Genomic DNA, 14,349 nt, shown 5'->3' on the forward strand with positions numbered 1-14,349 from the left:
AATGACATTCAGGCTGGCTCCAACCGCGGCTTCGGAAGGGTTCCGGCTCGAGGCGCACGAGACGGTCGACTCCACCAATGCGCTGGCGCTGGAGCACGCGCGGGCCGGCGATCCGGGCAAGCTCTGGGTCGTCTCAAAAAAGCAGGAAGCCGGGCGTGGCCGCCGTGGCCGCGCCTGGGCGACGCCCGAAGGCAATCTGGCAGCGACGCTGCTGGTGATCACCAACACCGAGCTTCGGCTTGCTGCGACGCTCGGCTTCGTTGCCGGACTGGCGCTGGCCGACGCGCTCGACGCTGTCGTGCCGAAGGGCAGGATCGCGATCGGCCTCGATGGTGCGAGCCAAGGCAAGAACCGTTTCGAGCTGAAATGGCCGAACGATGTGCTTGCCTCGGGCGCCAAGCTCGCCGGCATCCTACTGGAATCGGCGATGCTGGAGGGGGGCCGTTCCGCAGTGGCTGTCGGCATCGGCGTCAATGTGGTGGCTTATCCCAGGGATTTGCCCTATCCAGCGACGTCGCTCAACGCGCTGGGGTCTGCTTGCGATGCCGAGACGCTGTTTCTGGCGCTGTCGGATGCATGGAGCGAGAATGCCCGGCTGTGGAACGAAGGGCGTGGGCTTGCCGCCGTCAGGCAGCGGTGGCTGGCGCGTGCGGCGGGGCTTGGCGGGCAGGTTGCTGTCAGAATTGACGGTAATGTGGTGCGCGGCACCTTCGAGACCATTGACGAGGACTGCCGTTTCGTGATCCGCGACGATGAAGGTTCGGTTCTGACGATCGCCGCCGGCGACGTGCATTTCGGCGCGGTTGCCTCGGCCGGCGGTTGACTGGCCAATACGTTTGACTGGCCTGTATTTGACCAGCTTGAATTTGACCGGCCCAAGAGTTTGACGGGCAAGGAAGGAAAGATCATGGCGAAAGCGGAAAACGCCGAACTTGTCTTCGTGCCGCTCGGCGGTGTCGGTGAGATCGGCATGAACTTCGCCCTCTACGGCTATGGCCCGGCCAATGCGCGCGAATGGATCGTCGTCGATGTCGGCGTCACCTTTCCCGATGCAACCCTGCCCGGCGTCGACCTGGTGCTGCCCGACACGCGCTTCATCGAGGAGAATGTCGCCAATCTGCGCGGGATCGTCATCACCCATGCGCATGAGGACCACTACGGTGCGCTGCACGACATCTGGCCGAAGCTCAAGGCGCCGGTGTGGATGACGCCGTTCAGCGCCGGCCTGCTGGAAGCCAAGCGGCAGGGCGAGCAAGGGGCGCCGAAAATTCCGGTGACGATCTACCGGGCCGGCGAGAAATTCACCGTCGGTCCGTTCGAGATCGAGGCCATCCCCGTCGCGCACTCCATTCCCGAGCCGATGTCGCTGGCGATCACCACTCCGGCCGGCGTCGTCATCCATACCGGCGACTGGAAGATCGATCCGGCGCCGACGGTGGGGCCGATGACCGACGAGTCACGCTTCCGCGCCTATGGCGACAAGGGCGTGCTGGCGCTGATCTGCGATTCCACCAATGCGTTGCGGGAAGGGGAATCGCCGTCCGAAGTGGCGGTGGGCGAGGGCATCAAGAGCGTCATCCAGAACGCCAAGGGCCGCGTCGCCGTCACCAGCTTCTCCTCCAATGTCGGGCGCATCGTCTCCATCGCCAAGGCAGCGCGGGATGCCGGCCGCCAGTGCCTGGTGCTTGGCCGCTCGATGAAGCGCGTCATCGATGTGGCTGATGAACTCGGCTATATGGACGGCTTGCCGGAATTCATCGCCGAGGAAGATTACGGCTTCATCCCGCGCGAAAACCTCGTCATCATCTGTACCGGCAGCCAGGGCGAGCCGCTTGCCGCACTCGCCAAGCTGTCGCGCGACGAGATGAAGTCGGTGGCGCTGACTGCCGGCGACACGGTGGTGTTTTCCTCGCGCACCATTCCCGGCAATGAGAAGGCGATCCTCGAGATCAAGAACCGCCTGATCGATCTCGGCATCAAGATCATTGAGGACGGCGATGCGCTGGTGCATGTCTCCGGTCATCCGCGCCGCAGCGAATTGCGCAAGATGTATGAATGGGTGCGGCCGCAGATCGGCGTTCCCGTGCATGGCGAGGCGGCGCATCTGGTGGCGCAGGGCTCGCTGATGTCGACGTCCGGCATCGGCCAGGTGGCGCAGGTGCGCGACGGCGACATGCTCAGGCTCTATCCGGGTGCGGCTGCGATCATCGACCAGGTGCCGTTCGGCCGCATCTACAAGGACGGAAGGCTGGTCGGCACCGACCAGGCGATGGGCATTCGCGACCGGCGCAAGCTGTCCTTCGCCGGCCACGTCGCCGTCAATGTCGTGCTCGACGACAAATACGAACTCGCCGGCGATCCCGATCTCGTCGCCATCGGCGTCGCCGAGGCCGATGGCAGCGGCGAGAGCCTGGAAGACCTGATGATCGATGCGGCAATCGGCGCCGTGGACTCCATCCCCCGCCAGCGCCGAAAAGACCTCGACCTGGTCCAGGAGGCGGTGCGGCGCGCGGTGCGCGGCGCGGCCAACGAAGCCTGGGGCAAGAAGCCGCTGGTGACGGTGTTCGTCACGCGGTAAGGGAATAGGGGAGTAGGGCAGTACGGCAGTAGGGGAGAAAGTAGTTTTCCCTACTCCCATACTGCCCTATTGCCTTACTGCCCTAAGGACGCAGTCAATGCTCGGACGCCTCAACCATGTCGCGCTTGCCGTGCCGGATCTGGCTGCGGCGGCGGCGGCCTATCGGGATACGCTTGGCGCCCGCGTGACCGCGCCGCAGGCGCTGCCGGAGCATGGCGTGACGGTGGTGTTCGTCGACGTCGGCAATACCAGGATCGAGTTGCTGGAGCCGCTCGGCGAAGGCTCGCCGATCGCGGCATTCCTCGAGAAGAATCCGTCCGGCGGAATGCACCATGTCTGCTACGAGGTTGACGACATTGTTGCGGCGCGCGACCGTCTCAAGGCCAGCGGCGCGCGCGTGCTGGGCGATGGCAATCCGAAGACCGGCGCGCATGGCAAACCCGTATTGTTTCTGCACCCCAAGGACTTTTTCGGCACGCTGGTCGAACTGGAGCAAGCATGAGCTGGGTCTCTTTCATCGCCCTGTTCTTCGCCACATGGTGGGTGGTGTTGTTCGCCGTCTTGCCGTTCAGCATGCGGACGCAGGACGAGGACCAGGATGTGACGCTGGGTACGGTTCCGAGCGCGCCGCGCGGACCGCATATGCTGCGCGCCGCACTGCGCACGACGATCGCCACACTGGTCCTGATGGGCATCTTCTACGGCATCACGAGAGGGCTTGGTCTCGGCATCGACGACATCCCGCACATCGTGCCGGATTTCAACCAGAGCCCAGCGCATTAGCCGGCTACCCAATGTCCGGCTATCCAAGACCTATGCCGACGCCCTGAAATCAAGCTCAGCCAGCAAGGTCAACCCAAGTAAAGGCCGTGGGCCGGATTTGGGCTGACGCAACGTCATGTAGTTTGGCAATCTGTCTTGCTAACCAAATGATTGCACAAAAAAAATGCAAGGCGCGAGGCCTTGCAATTTAAACGCGTCCGATCTGTTTCCGGTGTCCGGCGGCAGCGAGTTACCGCGCCTAGATCGCATCCTCCCAAGACTTTGACCGCGTAGGAGGGCAGATTTTTCTCCGCCCTCTCGGTTATCGGGGCACACTAGCCTAAGGCGGGTGAAAATGTCACGAAGAATTTTGCCCGGAAACAGGCAATCTCGTGCTGCAGTGCACAATAGTACGGCAGGCGTTGCTTGCGAAACGCCCAGCAAGCCGTGTGCGGCAATTGCGGCGTCTGTGCAGCGCCTGGGCCGGGTTTCCATTCCGCCATGAAATGGCTATGAAGCCGGGGCAAGCAAGCCTGCGCTGCGCCGATTCCGGCGCCGCCATCCTCTCTCACGGACCAGTTCATGCGTTTGTCGCGCTATTTCCTGCCCATCCTCAAAGAAAATCCGCGCGAGGCCGAGATCGTCTCGCATCGGCTGATGCTGCGCGCCGGCATGATCCGCCAGCAGGGGCAAGGCAGCTTCTCCTGGCTGCCGCTCGGCAAGCGGGTACTGGACAAGGTCTGCCGGATCATTCGCGAGGAGCAGAATCGCGCCGGCGCGCTCGAAATCCTGATGCCGACCATCCAATCGGCCGAGCTGTGGCGCGAAAGCGGCCGCTACGAAGACTACGGCAAGGAGATGCTGCGCATCAAGGACCGGCAAGATCGCGACATGCTCTACGGCCCGACCAACGAGGAGATGGTCACCGAGATCTTCCGCTCCTACGTCAAGTCCTACAAGGACCTGCCGCTCAACCTCTATCATATCCAGTGGAAGTTTCGCGACGAGGTGCGCCCGCGCTTTGGCGTCATGCGTTCGCGCGAATTCCTAATGAAGGACGCCTATTCCTTCGACCTCGATTATGAAGGCGCCAAGGCCGCTTATAACCGTATGTTCGTGTCCTATCTCAGGACGTTCACGCGCATGGGGCTGCAGGCGATCCCGATGCGCGCCGACACCGGGCCGATCGGCGGCGACCTCAGCCATGAGTTCATCATCCTGGCCGACACCGGCGAGAGCCAGGTGTTTTGCCATCGCGACTATCTCTCGCTTGATGTACCGGGGGCGAATACCGACTTTTCGAATGACGCCGAGATTGCCGAGATCGTCAAGACATGGACGACGCCCTATGCCGCCACCGACGAAATGCATGACGAGGCGGCATGGGAAAAGCTCACCGAAGCCGACAAGGTCTCGGCGCGCGGCATCGAGGTCGGCCATATCTTCCATTTCGGCGACAAATATTCCAAGCCGATGGGCGCCAAGGTGACCGGGCCGGACGGCAAGGATCATTTCGTCTCTGGCGGTTCCTACGGCATCGGTCCGTCGCGGCTGGTCGCGGCGATTATCGAGGCCAGCCATGACGATAACGGCATCATCTGGCCGGAAGCGGTGGCGCCGTTCGACATCGGCCTGATCAACATGAAGGCTGGCGATGCCGAATGCGACCGCGTCTGCGGTGAGATGCATGCCGCCTTTGCCGCCGCCGGCAAGGAGGTGCTCTACGATGACACCGACCAGCGGCCGGGAGGCAAGTTCGCTACCGCCGACCTGATCGGACTTCCGTGGCAGGTGATCGTGGGGCCGCGCGGCGTCGCAGCCGGCGAGGTCGAGATCAAGAACCGCAGGACCGGCGAGCGCGAGACGCTGCCGATCGGCGACGTGAAAAAGCGTTTCGGTGCCGCCGCATGAACGAAGCGGCAGCAGCCAAACCTTCGGGGGCAGGACCCTTTTCCGGCTTTGAGCGTATGGTTGCGTGGCGCTATCTGCGCTCGCGCCGCAAGGAGACGGTGATCTCGGTCATCGCCTCGATCTCCTTCCTCGGCATCATGCTGGGCGTTGCCACGCTGATCGTCGTCATGGCGGTCATGAACGGCTTTCGCGCCGAACTGCTGACGCGCATCCTCGGCGTCAACGGGCACCTGATCGTGCAGCCGCTCGACATGCCGCTGGAGGACTATGCCCAGGTCGCCGGCCGCATCAACGGCGTGCCCGGCGTCAAATACGCCATTCCGCTGATCGACGGGCAGGTGCTGGCGCAAGGCAATGTCGGCGGCGGCACCGGCGCGCTGGTGCGCGGCATACGCGGCGAGGACCTCGGCAAGATCACCATCGTCGCCAACAACATCAAGGAGGGCTCGATCGTCGGCTTCGACACCGGCGAGGGCGTCGCCATCGGCAGCCGCATGGCCGAGAATCTCGGCCTTGTGCTTGGCGATACGATCACGCTGATCTCGCCCGAGGGCGACGTCACGCCGCTCGGCACGACGCCGCGCATGAAGGGCTATCCGGTCACCGCGATCTTCGAGGTCGGCATGTCGGAATATGACAGCTCCATCGTTTACATGCCGTTCTCGGAAGCGCAGCTTTATTTCAACATGGACGGCCGGGCGCAGACGATCGAGATCTACACCGACAATCCCGACAATATCGACGCGCTGAAGCCGAAGGTCGAAGAGGCGGCGCAGCGGCCGATCAGCCTTGTCGATTGGCGGCAACGCAACAAGACGTTCTTCGACGCGCTGCAGGTCGAGCGCAACGTCATGTTCATGATCCTGACGCTGATCGTGCTGGTGGCGGCGCTCAACATCATTTCGGGCCTGATCATGCTGGTGAAGGACAAGGGCCACGACATCGCCATCCTGCGCACCATGGGAGCGACGCGCGGCGCGATCCTGCGCATCTTCCTGATGACAGGCGCTGCGATCGGCGTTGTCGGCACCATCGCCGGCGTGCTGCTCGGTATCTTGATCTGCCTCAACGTCGAGCGCATCCGCCAGTTCTTCTCCTGGCTGGCCGACGAGCGGCTGTTCAATCCCGAGCTTTATTTCCTAAGCCAGCTGCCGGCCCGCATGGATGCCAGCGAGACGATCTCGGTCGTTCTCATGGCTTTGGCGCTGTCGTTCCTGGCGACACTGTTTCCGGCGTGGCGGGCGGCCAGGCTCGATCCGGTCGAAGCGCTGAGGTACGAATGATGGCCGAGGCCATTATCGAGCTGAAGAGCGTCGAACGGCACTATGTGCAGGGGCCGCGCAAGCTGGCCATCCTGAACGGCGCCGATTTTTCGCTTAAGCGTGGCGAGATGGTGGCGCTGGTGGCGCCTTCGGGCACCGGCAAGTCGACGCTGCTCCACACCGCCGGGCTGCTGGAGCGGCCGGACGCCGGCGACGTGATCCTGGCGGGGCGCGCCTGCGGTCGGCTTTCCGACGACGAGCGCACGGCGATCCGCCGCAACGATGTCGGCTTCGTCTATCAGTTCCATCACTTGCTGCCGGAATTCTCGGCGCTGGAAAACATCATGATGCCGCAGCTGATAAAAGGGCTGGCGCGCAAGGAGGCGGCCGAGCGGGCGGCGCAATTGCTCGACTACATGCAGATCGGCAAGCGGGCGCATCATCGCCCTTCCGAGCTCTCCGGCGGTGAGCAGCAGCGCGTCGCCATTGCGCGCGCCGTCGCCAATGCGCCGCTGGTGCTTTTGGCCGACGAGCCGACCGGCAATCTCGACCCGGTGACCGCTTCCTACGTGTTCGAGGCGCTGGCAGCGCTGGTCCGGCAATCGGGCCTGGCGGCACTGATCGCCACCCATAATCACGAGCTTGCCTCGCGCATGGATCGCCGCGTGACGCTTGCCGACGGCAAGGTCGTCCCGCTTTAGGGTGTGCTAAGACCGAGGTGATGCCGGCCTGCGAACTGGCGTGCGCCGTCCGCTATTTTTCGTGCGCGCTCTCGGCCCGAAACCGTCGGCAATCTGCCTCTCAACCCTTTCTTAACCCTGCCGAAACTGACCGCACGCAATTCCGGCCATGCCGGGATTGCGATCGTTGACATTCGAACAAAACTAGAACAAAATACGAACATACTAACAACAGGAGAGAGCTATGACCGATCTTGTTCAGGATGTCGTCTCGCTGGTGTGCATGAGCACGTTCCTCATTTCCATGGCAATCTGGATCGGCGCGATGTGAGGATGCGCTGAAAGACATGGCTAGAACGCTGACGAGCCGTTCTTCGCGGAGGAGAGGGGCGCAGCGTAGGAATTCGGTCTTCAGTGAGGTCCTGTCAGCCGACTTTGCGGGCCGCCTCGACCTGCAAAGGCGCTGCCGGGCCGAAGACATCTTCGAAGGCTGATTTCAGCGCCAGGTCGAGATCGGCCATTGTTACGGGAAGGCCGAGATCGATGAGGCTGGTGACGCCGTGATCCTGGACGCCGCACGGCACGATGCCGCTGAAATGGCTGAGGTCCGGTTCGACATTGATGGCAATGCCGTGGAAGCTCACCCAGCGCCTCAGCCTGATGCCGATGGCAGCGATCTTGTCCTCGGCGACCGAGCCGTCGGGCAAAGCGGGGCGATCCGGCCGCACCACCCAGACGCCGACGCGGTCCTCGCGGCGTTCGCCGCGTACGTTGAAGGCGGCCAGCGTGCCGATGATCCATTGTTCGAGTGCCGCGACGAAGGCGCGGACATCCTCGCGCCGCCGCTTGAGGTCGAGCATGACATAGGCGACGCGCTGGCCCGGCCCATGATAGGTGTATTCGCCGCCGCGCCCGGCGGCAAAGACCGGGAAGCGGTCCGGCTCGATCAGGTCCTCGAAACGGGCGCTGGTGCCGGCGGTATAGAGCGGCGGATGCTCGACCAGCCAGACCATCTCGCCAGCCGCGCCGCTGCGGATTGCTTCGGCGCGCGCCTCCATCACGGCGAGCGCATCGGGATAGGCGGTGAGCCCGGGCTCAATGCGCCATTCGACCGGCGCCGAGCCGGGCGAGGGCAGGAACGACGTGGCGATCTGGCTGCGTTCTGTCATGATATCTCGTCTCGCCCCTCATATGGCGGCAATCGGTACAAACGTCCAGTTCCGGGCACGTTCGGCGCTTTGCAGAGTTAAGCCGATATCCGGCCGATTATTGCTGGCCGCGCACTTGTTTCACCGGAAACGATTTGCTACACGCCGCGGGCCGGTTCGTTCTGGCTCCTACCACGTGCGGTCGTGGCGGAATTGGTAGACGCGCAGCGTTGAGGTCGCTGTGGGGCAACCCGTGGAAGTTCGAGTCTTCTCGACCGCACCAATCGATTTTTTAGCCGTTGAAATCATTGCGATTCGACGTCGGCTTCATAAGAGATGACGATGCCGGGCGTCAGGTCGCGCGGCGCTATAGGATCGAACGCCGCGAAAGTGCGCCACGCCTCGCGGACATAGAGCCTGTCGCCAACTGTATAGGGCAGCGCCTTCAGCAGCGCGGCATGGCGTAGATCATTCCAGCGGCTGGCCTTGTCGCGGAAATGCCAGTCGTAGCCTGGCGTGTCGCTTGGACCGAACATGCGGATGTTGCCGAAACCATTAAGTCTTGTCGGCACCCGCCGCGTTTGCGTCTTGGTGCCGGCGAGCAGCGCGCGTACCATCGGGGCGTTGAAAAGGATTGGCCTGTCCGTCATTGCTCACCCCGCTTCGGCGCCGGCAATAGCGGCTGCATCGGGTTGGTCTGGTAGGCGATGGCGATGTTCGGCTTTACGTGCTCTGCGACGGTCATCCCGTCGGGCATTTGAATATGCGCGAGCGGCCAATATCTCGAAGGCAAGTTCGATGTCATAAACGACCGGGTGACAACAGTCGAGCAAAGGGCTTCGTCGGCGAGCAATCAGGTGACGCAGGTCAATGAGCGCCTGATCGCGGTCGAGACCAAGCAAACCCAGGATGCCGCCTCGAGCGAGAAATTCCAGAGCGCCACGCTGACCCGTCTGGACCGGGTGCAAGACAGCATCGTCGGGCTGTCGAACGCGGTGGCGGCTCTTACGGCAACACTCCAGGCCGTAGCCGAAGAGCGAAACCGATCGCCGCGGCGCTGACCATTTTCCCGACGCCGGCAATATGATCGCCCGCCGCGCCGAAAGGTGCGGCGGGCCTTTGTCCGCTCTTAGGCGTGCGCTCTCTCAGCGCTTCGGCCTAGAACCACCTAGGGAAGCGGAGGAAAAATCATATCAAATTCAAGATATCAATTAGTTCTGATCACCTAAATCAAGCACCGGGTCTTCGGGGTGTTCAGCAGCCTTGGTGAAATCGATAGTCGCCTCTTTACACCACGTTGGCCCAAACGCAGTCGTGTTAGGATAGTGATTGACCGCGACCGGCGCTTGAATACAAACGCCAACACGGTCCTTTGCCACCTGCCAGTAGAAAGCTGGTCTGTTCTGCATCTGGTAGCCTGGATCGACAGGTGCTTGTGGATTGTATAATGGTGCCTGAAAATTCCATGATGTTGTCAATGCACTGAATGATGCAGCCAATACTATTCTACATCTTGCCTCGCTCTTTGTCTCATTTTGGAATACTGAGTTTATGAGATAGAATTCCAGTTGGCCATAGCAATTAAAAATTGTTCCGGTGTCCCTATCAACTAAGAAGGTGTCTGATCTGATTATGTGCTGCGCCATCTGACCTGCCACAACTCTGCTGGCTCTTGTCTGAGCGACTGAACCGGAGACGTTTGGTATGAGCTGAAAGTCGGCGGCCACGGCGGGGGATGTTATCGTAAGGGCAAAGGCGGCCAGCAACCTAGACAGTCTGTCCATAGTGCAGCTCCCAAGTCTAATGAGTATCGGCGGCTCGTAATCAATCACCGAAATATGAAGAGGGCAAGCTCCCGATCTATTCCGCAGGGCAACCCAACGCAAGAAGTTGGTATTGACCGCGCTTTTTTTGCGTCTGTCGGACGGGATTGACTTGCACTCCCGATCATGAACGGAATGAGAACATCCAATCGGGGGTCCTCATGCATTCCGCCATCGACATTTCCGGCATGCCTGCCGGCGACGCGGTCGACAGTTTTGTCATCCTGCCGCCATCTGGCGCCCGCTCCGACGCGGCGTTGCGCGAGGTCGAGGCTTTCCTGAAGGGCTGCTTCCCGGAATACGATTTTCTCGCCAATGGAGGGCACAGCGTTGAGAGAACGCTAAACAACGGCAAGTGAGAACGGCTGGAGAACATTCTATGCGGCCCGTGTTCCTCTCGGCAGGATGAGGCCCGAGAACGCAATGTGCTCCCAGCCCACCGGAGACGGTCGAGGCGGCGATTAAACTCATCGAGGCGAAAACAACTCCGGCTGAAGCCGCCCGACAGCTTGGGCTTGGGCGCTCCACCGTCTATCGGGGAATGCGCCGGCTGGGCATCAGCCGCCCAACTTGAGCGTCTTTCAAATCCAGCAAGACGTCGTTGGCAACTCAGTACAGATTGAAACAGGTAAGATGCGGTTTTCGGAGGAATTGATGCATTACACACTCCATGCTGCGCCAGGCTCTTGCTCTTTTGCACCTCACATCGTCATGGAGGAGATTGGAAGGCCCTATTCGCTGGCGTTGATGTCGCCAGGCCATCCCGAAGCCAAGACCGACGAATTTCACCGCTTAAACCCGAAAGGGCGAATCCCTGTTCTCATTGCCGACAATTTCACTCTCACTGAAGCGCCGGCAATCTTATTTCACCTGGGCCTGACGAATCCAGACGCGCGGCTCCTGGGAGCGGATGCAGAAAACATCATCCGTTCCATCGAATGGTTTAACTGGCTATCGAGTGCGGTTCACGCGGTCGCCGTCCGAATGATCTGGCGCGCCGACTTTTTCTTACCGGATCAATCGATGTACGAGCCCTTGATTCATAAAGGAAAGGAGCACTTGGCTTCCGCGTTTGCCCTTATAGAATCCAAGTTGACGGACCGAGATTGGGCCGTAGGAGGGTCCTATTCAATCGTTGATCCGTATTTGCTCGTATTCTACAGGTGGGGAAATCGTATGGCCGTTGACATGCGAAATACCTACCCAGCTTGGACCTCTCATGCACGTCGGTTGGAGGAGCGAGCGGCTGTGCAACGAGCCTTAACGCAAGAGGGAATATCCCTCTGGGAGTAGCTGTCGCGTTGCCGAATCCAAAAATTCGCAAGACCATAATCCTACGCGGTCGTGCTTAAATGTCTGGTAGCGTTGTTTAGCGGGAAACCAACGCTACGGCCTCCAATGGCGAGGCCATGCCGTTCGACGGCGATTACCAGGTGCTGCCGGTCTGCGGTGTGGTCGGCGACGATCCGGACACGTTGCGCATGCTGGACTATCCCGAGCAATCGGTGACAATGGGCATCACCACGGCGCTGAAGGGTTTTCGCCCCGGGCAGCCGCCGGCGCTGAACTAGACAGACGGTCGCGCCGCGGGGCTTTCATCAAAGACGAGGAACGCGACGGCTTTTCCACTCGTTGATCCCTTATGCCCTCTACCTCAATTCGCAAAACGGAATACGATCCCGAGCGCAAGGTCCTTTCGGTGTGGTTCGTCGCCAGCGGTAAGCAGTACGAGTTTGAGGGAGTACCGCCGGAGACCTTTGCGGCATTCAAAGCCGCGTTCGCCAAGGGCCGCTACTTTAACGACCATATTCGCAATCACTTCCGCTACCGGCTTGTCGCTGCCGACGACGGGTGACGACCGTTGACGATCATCCCCCGTTCGAGGGATGCGTTACGACATACCAAGACCTAAACCCTAGTCGTGATTAAGGGATCGACTGCCGGAGGCCTCGCGTTCGTACCTCCGATGATGCCTACGCTGGTGGCGAAGCCGCCCCAGGGCGACGGATGGGGTCACGAGGTCAAATTCGACGGCTATCGGTCACAGATCATTGTCGACGCCGGACGCGCGCGCATATTCACCCGCCGCGGCCTCGACTGGACGTCGAAATATCGCGACCTCGCCGCAATAGCCAAAACGCTGGATGTCGAGAACGCCATCCTCGACGGCGAAATCATCGTGCTCAACGACAAGGGCCTGTCCGACTTTGCCGAGCTGCGCAAGGCGATCACGCGGCGCCAGCACGATCTCTATTTCGTCGCTTTCGATCTGCTGCACCTCAACGGTCATGATTTGCGCGACATGGCCGTTGAGGAGCGCCGCGAGATCCTGGAGGGCATCATCCCATTGGACATCCGCATCCAGTTCAGCCAGGCGCTGCCAGGCGAGGCGAATGCGATCTATCACCTTGTCGATCAAGCCGGCCTTGAAGGTATGGTGTCGAAGCGTCTCGGCAGCAAGTATGTCAGTGGCCCGACCACCAACTGGCTGAAGACCAAATGCTATACCGTCGGCGAGTTCGAGCTTCTCGGCGTCGAGCGCGAACAAGGCAAGCCAACTTTCGCCCTGATGGCCGAGCCCGGCACGCGAAAATATGTCGGCAGCGCCTTTGTCAGTATCAATCGAGAGATGCGCGAGCGGCTTTGGACGCGAGTCCAGGAACATGCCGGCCCGCCGCCGAAGGACATGCCAAAGCGGCCGGCGACGCAATGGGTGAAGCCGGGGATCAAGGTCCGCATCAAGCATCTGAGGGGAGAGGAAGACCTGCGGCATGCCTCGCTGCAGGATTTCTGGGAGGAATAGCTACTGCTCGATCGTTAGCGGCTGGTGCACCGGCTCGGCATGGTGAAACACCTGTCCAAGATCGCGAGCGTCGAAATTCTGTCCGCACACCGGACAGTAGATGAAGTGCTTGGCTTCATCATCGACCGGCCCGTCATGCGGCTTGCCCTTGTAACCCGTCGCAATGTTGTTGGTCCTGACCCATTTCATCAGGCGCGATCTGGCGCGCGCCCGGCGATCGTCAAGGCCGGCCGGCCCGCATCATGGCGCGGGCGATGGCGAGCTGCGCCTCGACCTTGGCGTTTTCCTTCTGCGTCATGTTGTCGGCGGCGATCAGCCGCCTCAGCGCCCGCACGATCTCTCCGCGCGCCCAGCCGGCCTCGATCATGCAATCGACGATCGCCTGGAAACCGGGCTCAATAGCCTGCTGGCAATCGATCTCGCGGTCGGCATACTCGCCATGTCGTCTTGGCGGACTGATCATTTTCGAATTGCTCCTCAGAGATATGCTTCGCCGTCGGCGCGGTGTTCAAAACAGAACCAATGCGATGGCTGCCTCGGCTTGGCAAATCCCCATCCTGCATCTTTGCCGCAATCGGGATGCTCGCATCTATGATGCTGAACGCCCGGACGCGTGACGGGCTCTAGTGCGCCGAGAAGACGGATCAGTTCGTCGTTCATCGGGATGCTTTCAAAGCAGCGAGCCTTGTGCAGGCGCCTGCAGCGGAACTTTGATCTGTGTGGCCGGCTTCTCGACGATGACGAGGGCGTCGTCGGCCGCCGGCCCCTGCAGCCGCTTTGCTTCCGACCATGGCGCGGTCAGCCAAGTCTCGGCTTCGTCTCGCGAGGTCAGGATCACCGGCATTGCCTTCTCGTGGATCGGCTCGATTAACGCGTTTGGCTTCGTGGTTATGAAAGCATAAAGTTCGTGGTCGCCAGGGCCTTCCTTGACCTTGCGCACCCCTTGCCAGCGCGTCCATAGCCCAGCGAAGAAGAACAGCGGCCGGTCCTCGCTGAGGGCGAACCAGAAGTTCCGCTGAATGCCCGTCTCGGGGTCCTTGTCACCGGGCGTGGGGCTGGGCTCGGCAAAGCTCGTCACCGGGACGACGCAACGGTGCTCGATGCCGACATATTGCTGCCAGTGCCCATATTGAGGGTTGCGGATATTTGTCGTGCCGGAATCGGCATTGCCTTTGACGCGCTCCGGCGGCGTCGGCATTCCCCAGCGCAGTTTAGCCAGTTCGCGCTCCCCGTCCGCTACGTTGCGAACGACCGGGCCGAACTGGTTGGGATAGATGTCGATCGACGGCTCAAGGTTGCCCAGGAGATCGCGCAAGGCTCCGGTCCATTGGCGAATCGCCTCTTGGCTGGTAGTGATGTTGTAGAGGTTACACATGTCGTCG

The 14,349-nt window shown here is 61.3% G+C and carries 20 protein-coding genes, 1 tRNA gene and 1 pseudogene; 15 read left to right on the forward strand and 7 right to left on the reverse strand.

Going from position 1 to position 14,349, the window contains the following annotated elements; all coding sequences use genetic code 11:
* Window position 1: 1 nt before the first annotated feature.
* From NKH37_RS25615 to NKH37_RS25645, 7 genes are all read left to right on the forward strand, one after another.
* Window positions 2–823 (forward strand): biotin--[acetyl-CoA-carboxylase] ligase, encoded by an 822-nt coding sequence (locus NKH37_RS25615; protein WP_353041681.1) that lies wholly within the window; start codon window positions 2–4, stop codon window positions 821–823.
* 84 nt (window positions 824–907) lie between these two features.
* Window positions 908–2,578, forward strand: a complete 1,671-nt coding sequence (locus NKH37_RS25620) for a ribonuclease J (protein WP_023720735.1) — start codon at window positions 908–910, stop codon at window positions 2,576–2,578.
* 97 nt (window positions 2,579–2,675) lie between these two features.
* Window positions 2,676–3,080, forward strand: a complete 405-nt coding sequence (mce, locus tag NKH37_RS25625; RefSeq protein ID WP_352483057.1) for a methylmalonyl-CoA epimerase — start codon at window positions 2,676–2,678, stop codon at window positions 3,078–3,080.
* Window positions 3,077–3,361 carry a DUF1467 family protein gene (locus NKH37_RS25630; protein WP_352590101.1) on the forward strand — a complete coding sequence of 95 codons (285 nt, stop codon included), beginning with the start codon at window positions 3,077–3,079 and terminating at the stop codon, window positions 3,359–3,361. The genes mce and NKH37_RS25630 overlap by 4 nt, the downstream gene beginning before the upstream one ends.
* Window positions 3,362–3,922: 561 nt before the next feature.
* A complete protein-coding gene (gene proS / locus NKH37_RS25635; protein WP_353003302.1) occupies window positions 3,923–5,251 on the forward strand; it encodes a proline--tRNA ligase in 1,329 nt (442 codons plus the stop codon).
* Window positions 5,248–6,534 carry a lipoprotein-releasing ABC transporter permease subunit gene (locus NKH37_RS25640; RefSeq protein WP_352483059.1) on the forward strand — a complete coding sequence of 429 codons (1,287 nt, stop codon included), beginning with the start codon at window positions 5,248–5,250 and terminating at the stop codon, window positions 6,532–6,534. Before proS ends, NKH37_RS25640 begins: the two co-directional genes overlap by 4 nt.
* A complete protein-coding gene (locus NKH37_RS25645) occupies window positions 6,531–7,214 on the forward strand; it encodes an ABC transporter ATP-binding protein (RefSeq protein WP_353003300.1) in 684 nt (227 codons plus the stop codon). The genes NKH37_RS25640 and NKH37_RS25645 overlap by 4 nt, the downstream gene beginning before the upstream one ends.
* Window positions 7,215–7,618: 404 nt before the next feature.
* Here NKH37_RS25645 and lipB read toward each other — a convergent pair whose 3' ends face one another.
* The gene (gene lipB / locus NKH37_RS25650) at window positions 7,619–8,362 is read right to left on the reverse strand and encodes a lipoyl(octanoyl) transferase LipB (protein ID WP_352814647.1); all 744 of its coding nucleotides are present in this window, start codon (window positions 8,360–8,362) and stop codon (window positions 7,619–7,621) included.
* A gap of 177 nt (window positions 8,363–8,539) precedes the next feature.
* Here lipB and NKH37_RS25655 point away from each other — a divergent pair.
* A tRNA-Leu gene (locus tag NKH37_RS25655) sits at window positions 8,540–8,624 on the forward strand.
* A gap of 22 nt (window positions 8,625–8,646) precedes the next feature.
* On the opposite strand, the gene NKH37_RS25660 is transcribed toward NKH37_RS25655, so the two are convergent.
* The gene (locus NKH37_RS25660) at window positions 8,647–8,991 is read right to left on the reverse strand and encodes a hypothetical protein (RefSeq protein ID WP_353003176.1); all 345 of its coding nucleotides are present in this window, start codon (window positions 8,989–8,991) and stop codon (window positions 8,647–8,649) included.
* Window positions 8,992–9,198: 207 nt separating this feature from the next.
* Here NKH37_RS25660 and NKH37_RS25665 point away from each other — a divergent pair, with 207 nt between their 5' ends.
* Window positions 9,199–9,402, forward strand: a complete 204-nt coding sequence (locus tag NKH37_RS25665) for a hypothetical protein (protein ID WP_353003174.1) — start codon at window positions 9,199–9,201, stop codon at window positions 9,400–9,402.
* 150 nt (window positions 9,403–9,552) lie between these two features.
* Here the strand turns inward: NKH37_RS25665 and NKH37_RS25670 are convergent, their stop codons facing one another.
* The gene (locus tag NKH37_RS25670) at window positions 9,553–10,125 is read right to left on the reverse strand and encodes a hypothetical protein (protein ID WP_353003172.1); all 573 of its coding nucleotides are present in this window, start codon (window positions 10,123–10,125) and stop codon (window positions 9,553–9,555) included.
* A gap of 200 nt (window positions 10,126–10,325) precedes the next feature.
* Between NKH37_RS25670 and NKH37_RS25675 the strand changes: the two genes are divergently transcribed.
* From NKH37_RS25675 to NKH37_RS25700, 6 genes and pseudogenes are all read left to right on the forward strand, one after another.
* Window positions 10,326–10,523: a hypothetical protein gene (locus NKH37_RS25675; protein WP_353003171.1), complete on the forward strand. Its 198-nt coding sequence runs from the start codon at window positions 10,326–10,328 to the stop codon at window positions 10,521–10,523.
* Window positions 10,524–10,621: 98 nt separating this feature from the next.
* Window positions 10,622–10,738: pseudogene (locus tag NKH37_RS25680) on the forward strand (recombinase family protein); the annotation flags it as partial.
* An 80-nt stretch (window positions 10,739–10,818) separates the two neighbouring features.
* Window positions 10,819–11,457: a glutathione S-transferase family protein gene (locus NKH37_RS25685; protein WP_353003169.1), complete on the forward strand. Its 639-nt coding sequence runs from the start codon at window positions 10,819–10,821 to the stop codon at window positions 11,455–11,457.
* Between the two features lie 116 nt (window positions 11,458–11,573).
* Window positions 11,574–11,735, forward strand: a complete 162-nt coding sequence (locus NKH37_RS25690) for a hypothetical protein (protein WP_353003168.1) — start codon at window positions 11,574–11,576, stop codon at window positions 11,733–11,735.
* A gap of 71 nt (window positions 11,736–11,806) precedes the next feature.
* On the forward strand, window positions 11,807–12,019 hold the full coding sequence (locus NKH37_RS25695; protein WP_353003166.1) for a KTSC domain-containing protein: 213 nt from the start codon (window positions 11,807–11,809) through the stop codon (window positions 12,017–12,019).
* Between the two features lie 111 nt (window positions 12,020–12,130).
* Window positions 12,131–12,967 carry an ATP-dependent DNA ligase gene (locus NKH37_RS25700; RefSeq protein ID WP_502906002.1) on the forward strand — a complete coding sequence of 279 codons (837 nt, stop codon included), beginning with the start codon at window positions 12,131–12,133 and terminating at the stop codon, window positions 12,965–12,967.
* Here NKH37_RS25700 and NKH37_RS25705 read toward each other — a convergent pair whose 3' ends face one another.
* Genes NKH37_RS25705 through NKH37_RS25720 form a run of 4 tightly spaced genes read right to left on the reverse strand, consistent with a single transcriptional unit; the run spans window position 12,968 to window position 14,342 of the window.
* Window positions 12,968–13,156, reverse strand: a complete 189-nt coding sequence (locus NKH37_RS25705; RefSeq protein WP_353041683.1) for a hypothetical protein — start codon at window positions 13,154–13,156, stop codon at window positions 12,968–12,970.
* A 31-nt stretch (window positions 13,157–13,187) separates the two neighbouring features.
* Window positions 13,188–13,430, reverse strand: coding sequence for a hypothetical protein (locus NKH37_RS25710; protein WP_353007405.1), 243 nt, complete (start codon window positions 13,428–13,430; stop codon window positions 13,188–13,190).
* Window positions 13,431–13,444: 14 nt separating this feature from the next.
* Window positions 13,445–13,627 (reverse strand): hypothetical protein, encoded by a 183-nt coding sequence (locus tag NKH37_RS25715; protein ID WP_353007403.1) that lies wholly within the window; start codon window positions 13,625–13,627, stop codon window positions 13,445–13,447.
* 10 nt (window positions 13,628–13,637) lie between these two features.
* Window positions 13,638–14,342: an SOS response-associated peptidase gene (locus tag NKH37_RS25720; protein ID WP_353007400.1), complete on the reverse strand. Its 705-nt coding sequence runs from the start codon at window positions 14,340–14,342 to the stop codon at window positions 13,638–13,640.
* Window positions 14,343–14,349 lie beyond the last annotated feature (7 nt).

Origin of the sequence: Mesorhizobium sp. M1217 (genome assembly GCF_040318275.1) — a bacterium.
GTDB lineage: Bacteria > Pseudomonadota > Alphaproteobacteria > Rhizobiales > Rhizobiaceae > Mesorhizobium.

What these genes read in the sequence shown, in the direction of transcription:
- NKH37_RS25615 (WP_353041681.1), top strand. Translation starts at nt 2, where the DNA reads ATGACATTCAGGCTGGCTCCAACCGCGGCTTCGGAAGGGTTCCGGCTC.
- NKH37_RS25620 (WP_023720735.1), top strand. Translation starts at nt 908, where the DNA reads ATGGCGAAAGCGGAAAACGCCGAACTTGTCTTCGTGCCGCTCGGCGGT.
- mce (WP_352483057.1), top strand. Translation starts at nt 2,676, where the DNA reads ATGCTCGGACGCCTCAACCATGTCGCGCTTGCCGTGCCGGATCTGGCT.
- NKH37_RS25630 (WP_352590101.1), top strand. Translation starts at nt 3,077, where the DNA reads ATGAGCTGGGTCTCTTTCATCGCCCTGTTCTTCGCCACATGGTGGGTG.
- proS (WP_353003302.1), top strand. Translation starts at nt 3,923, where the DNA reads ATGCGTTTGTCGCGCTATTTCCTGCCCATCCTCAAAGAAAATCCGCGC.
- NKH37_RS25640 (WP_352483059.1), top strand. Translation starts at nt 5,248, where the DNA reads ATGAACGAAGCGGCAGCAGCCAAACCTTCGGGGGCAGGACCCTTTTCC.
- NKH37_RS25645 (WP_353003300.1), top strand. Translation starts at nt 6,531, where the DNA reads ATGATGGCCGAGGCCATTATCGAGCTGAAGAGCGTCGAACGGCACTAT.
- lipB (WP_352814647.1), bottom strand. Translation starts at nt 8,362, where the DNA reads ATGACAGAACGCAGCCAGATCGCCACGTCGTTCCTGCCCTCGCCCGGC.
- NKH37_RS25660 (WP_353003176.1), bottom strand. Translation starts at nt 8,991, where the DNA reads ATGACGGACAGGCCAATCCTTTTCAACGCCCCGATGGTACGCGCGCTG.
- NKH37_RS25670 (WP_353003172.1), bottom strand. Translation starts at nt 10,125, where the DNA reads ATGGACAGACTGTCTAGGTTGCTGGCCGCCTTTGCCCTTACGATAACA.
- NKH37_RS25675 (WP_353003171.1), top strand. Translation starts at nt 10,326, where the DNA reads ATGCATTCCGCCATCGACATTTCCGGCATGCCTGCCGGCGACGCGGTC.
- NKH37_RS25685 (WP_353003169.1), top strand. Translation starts at nt 10,819, where the DNA reads ATGCATTACACACTCCATGCTGCGCCAGGCTCTTGCTCTTTTGCACCT.
- NKH37_RS25690 (WP_353003168.1), top strand. Translation starts at nt 11,574, where the DNA reads ATGCCGTTCGACGGCGATTACCAGGTGCTGCCGGTCTGCGGTGTGGTC.
- NKH37_RS25695 (WP_353003166.1), top strand. Translation starts at nt 11,807, where the DNA reads ATGCCCTCTACCTCAATTCGCAAAACGGAATACGATCCCGAGCGCAAG.
- NKH37_RS25700 (WP_502906002.1), top strand. Translation starts at nt 12,131, where the DNA reads ATGATGCCTACGCTGGTGGCGAAGCCGCCCCAGGGCGACGGATGGGGT.
- NKH37_RS25705 (WP_353041683.1), bottom strand. Translation starts at nt 13,156, where the DNA reads ATGAAATGGGTCAGGACCAACAACATTGCGACGGGTTACAAGGGCAAG.
- NKH37_RS25710 (WP_353007405.1), bottom strand. Translation starts at nt 13,430, where the DNA reads ATGATCAGTCCGCCAAGACGACATGGCGAGTATGCCGACCGCGAGATC.
- NKH37_RS25715 (WP_353007403.1), bottom strand. Translation starts at nt 13,627, where the DNA reads ATGAACGACGAACTGATCCGTCTTCTCGGCGCACTAGAGCCCGTCACG.
- NKH37_RS25720 (WP_353007400.1), bottom strand. Translation starts at nt 14,342, where the DNA reads ATGTGTAACCTCTACAACATCACTACCAGCCAAGAGGCGATTCGCCAA.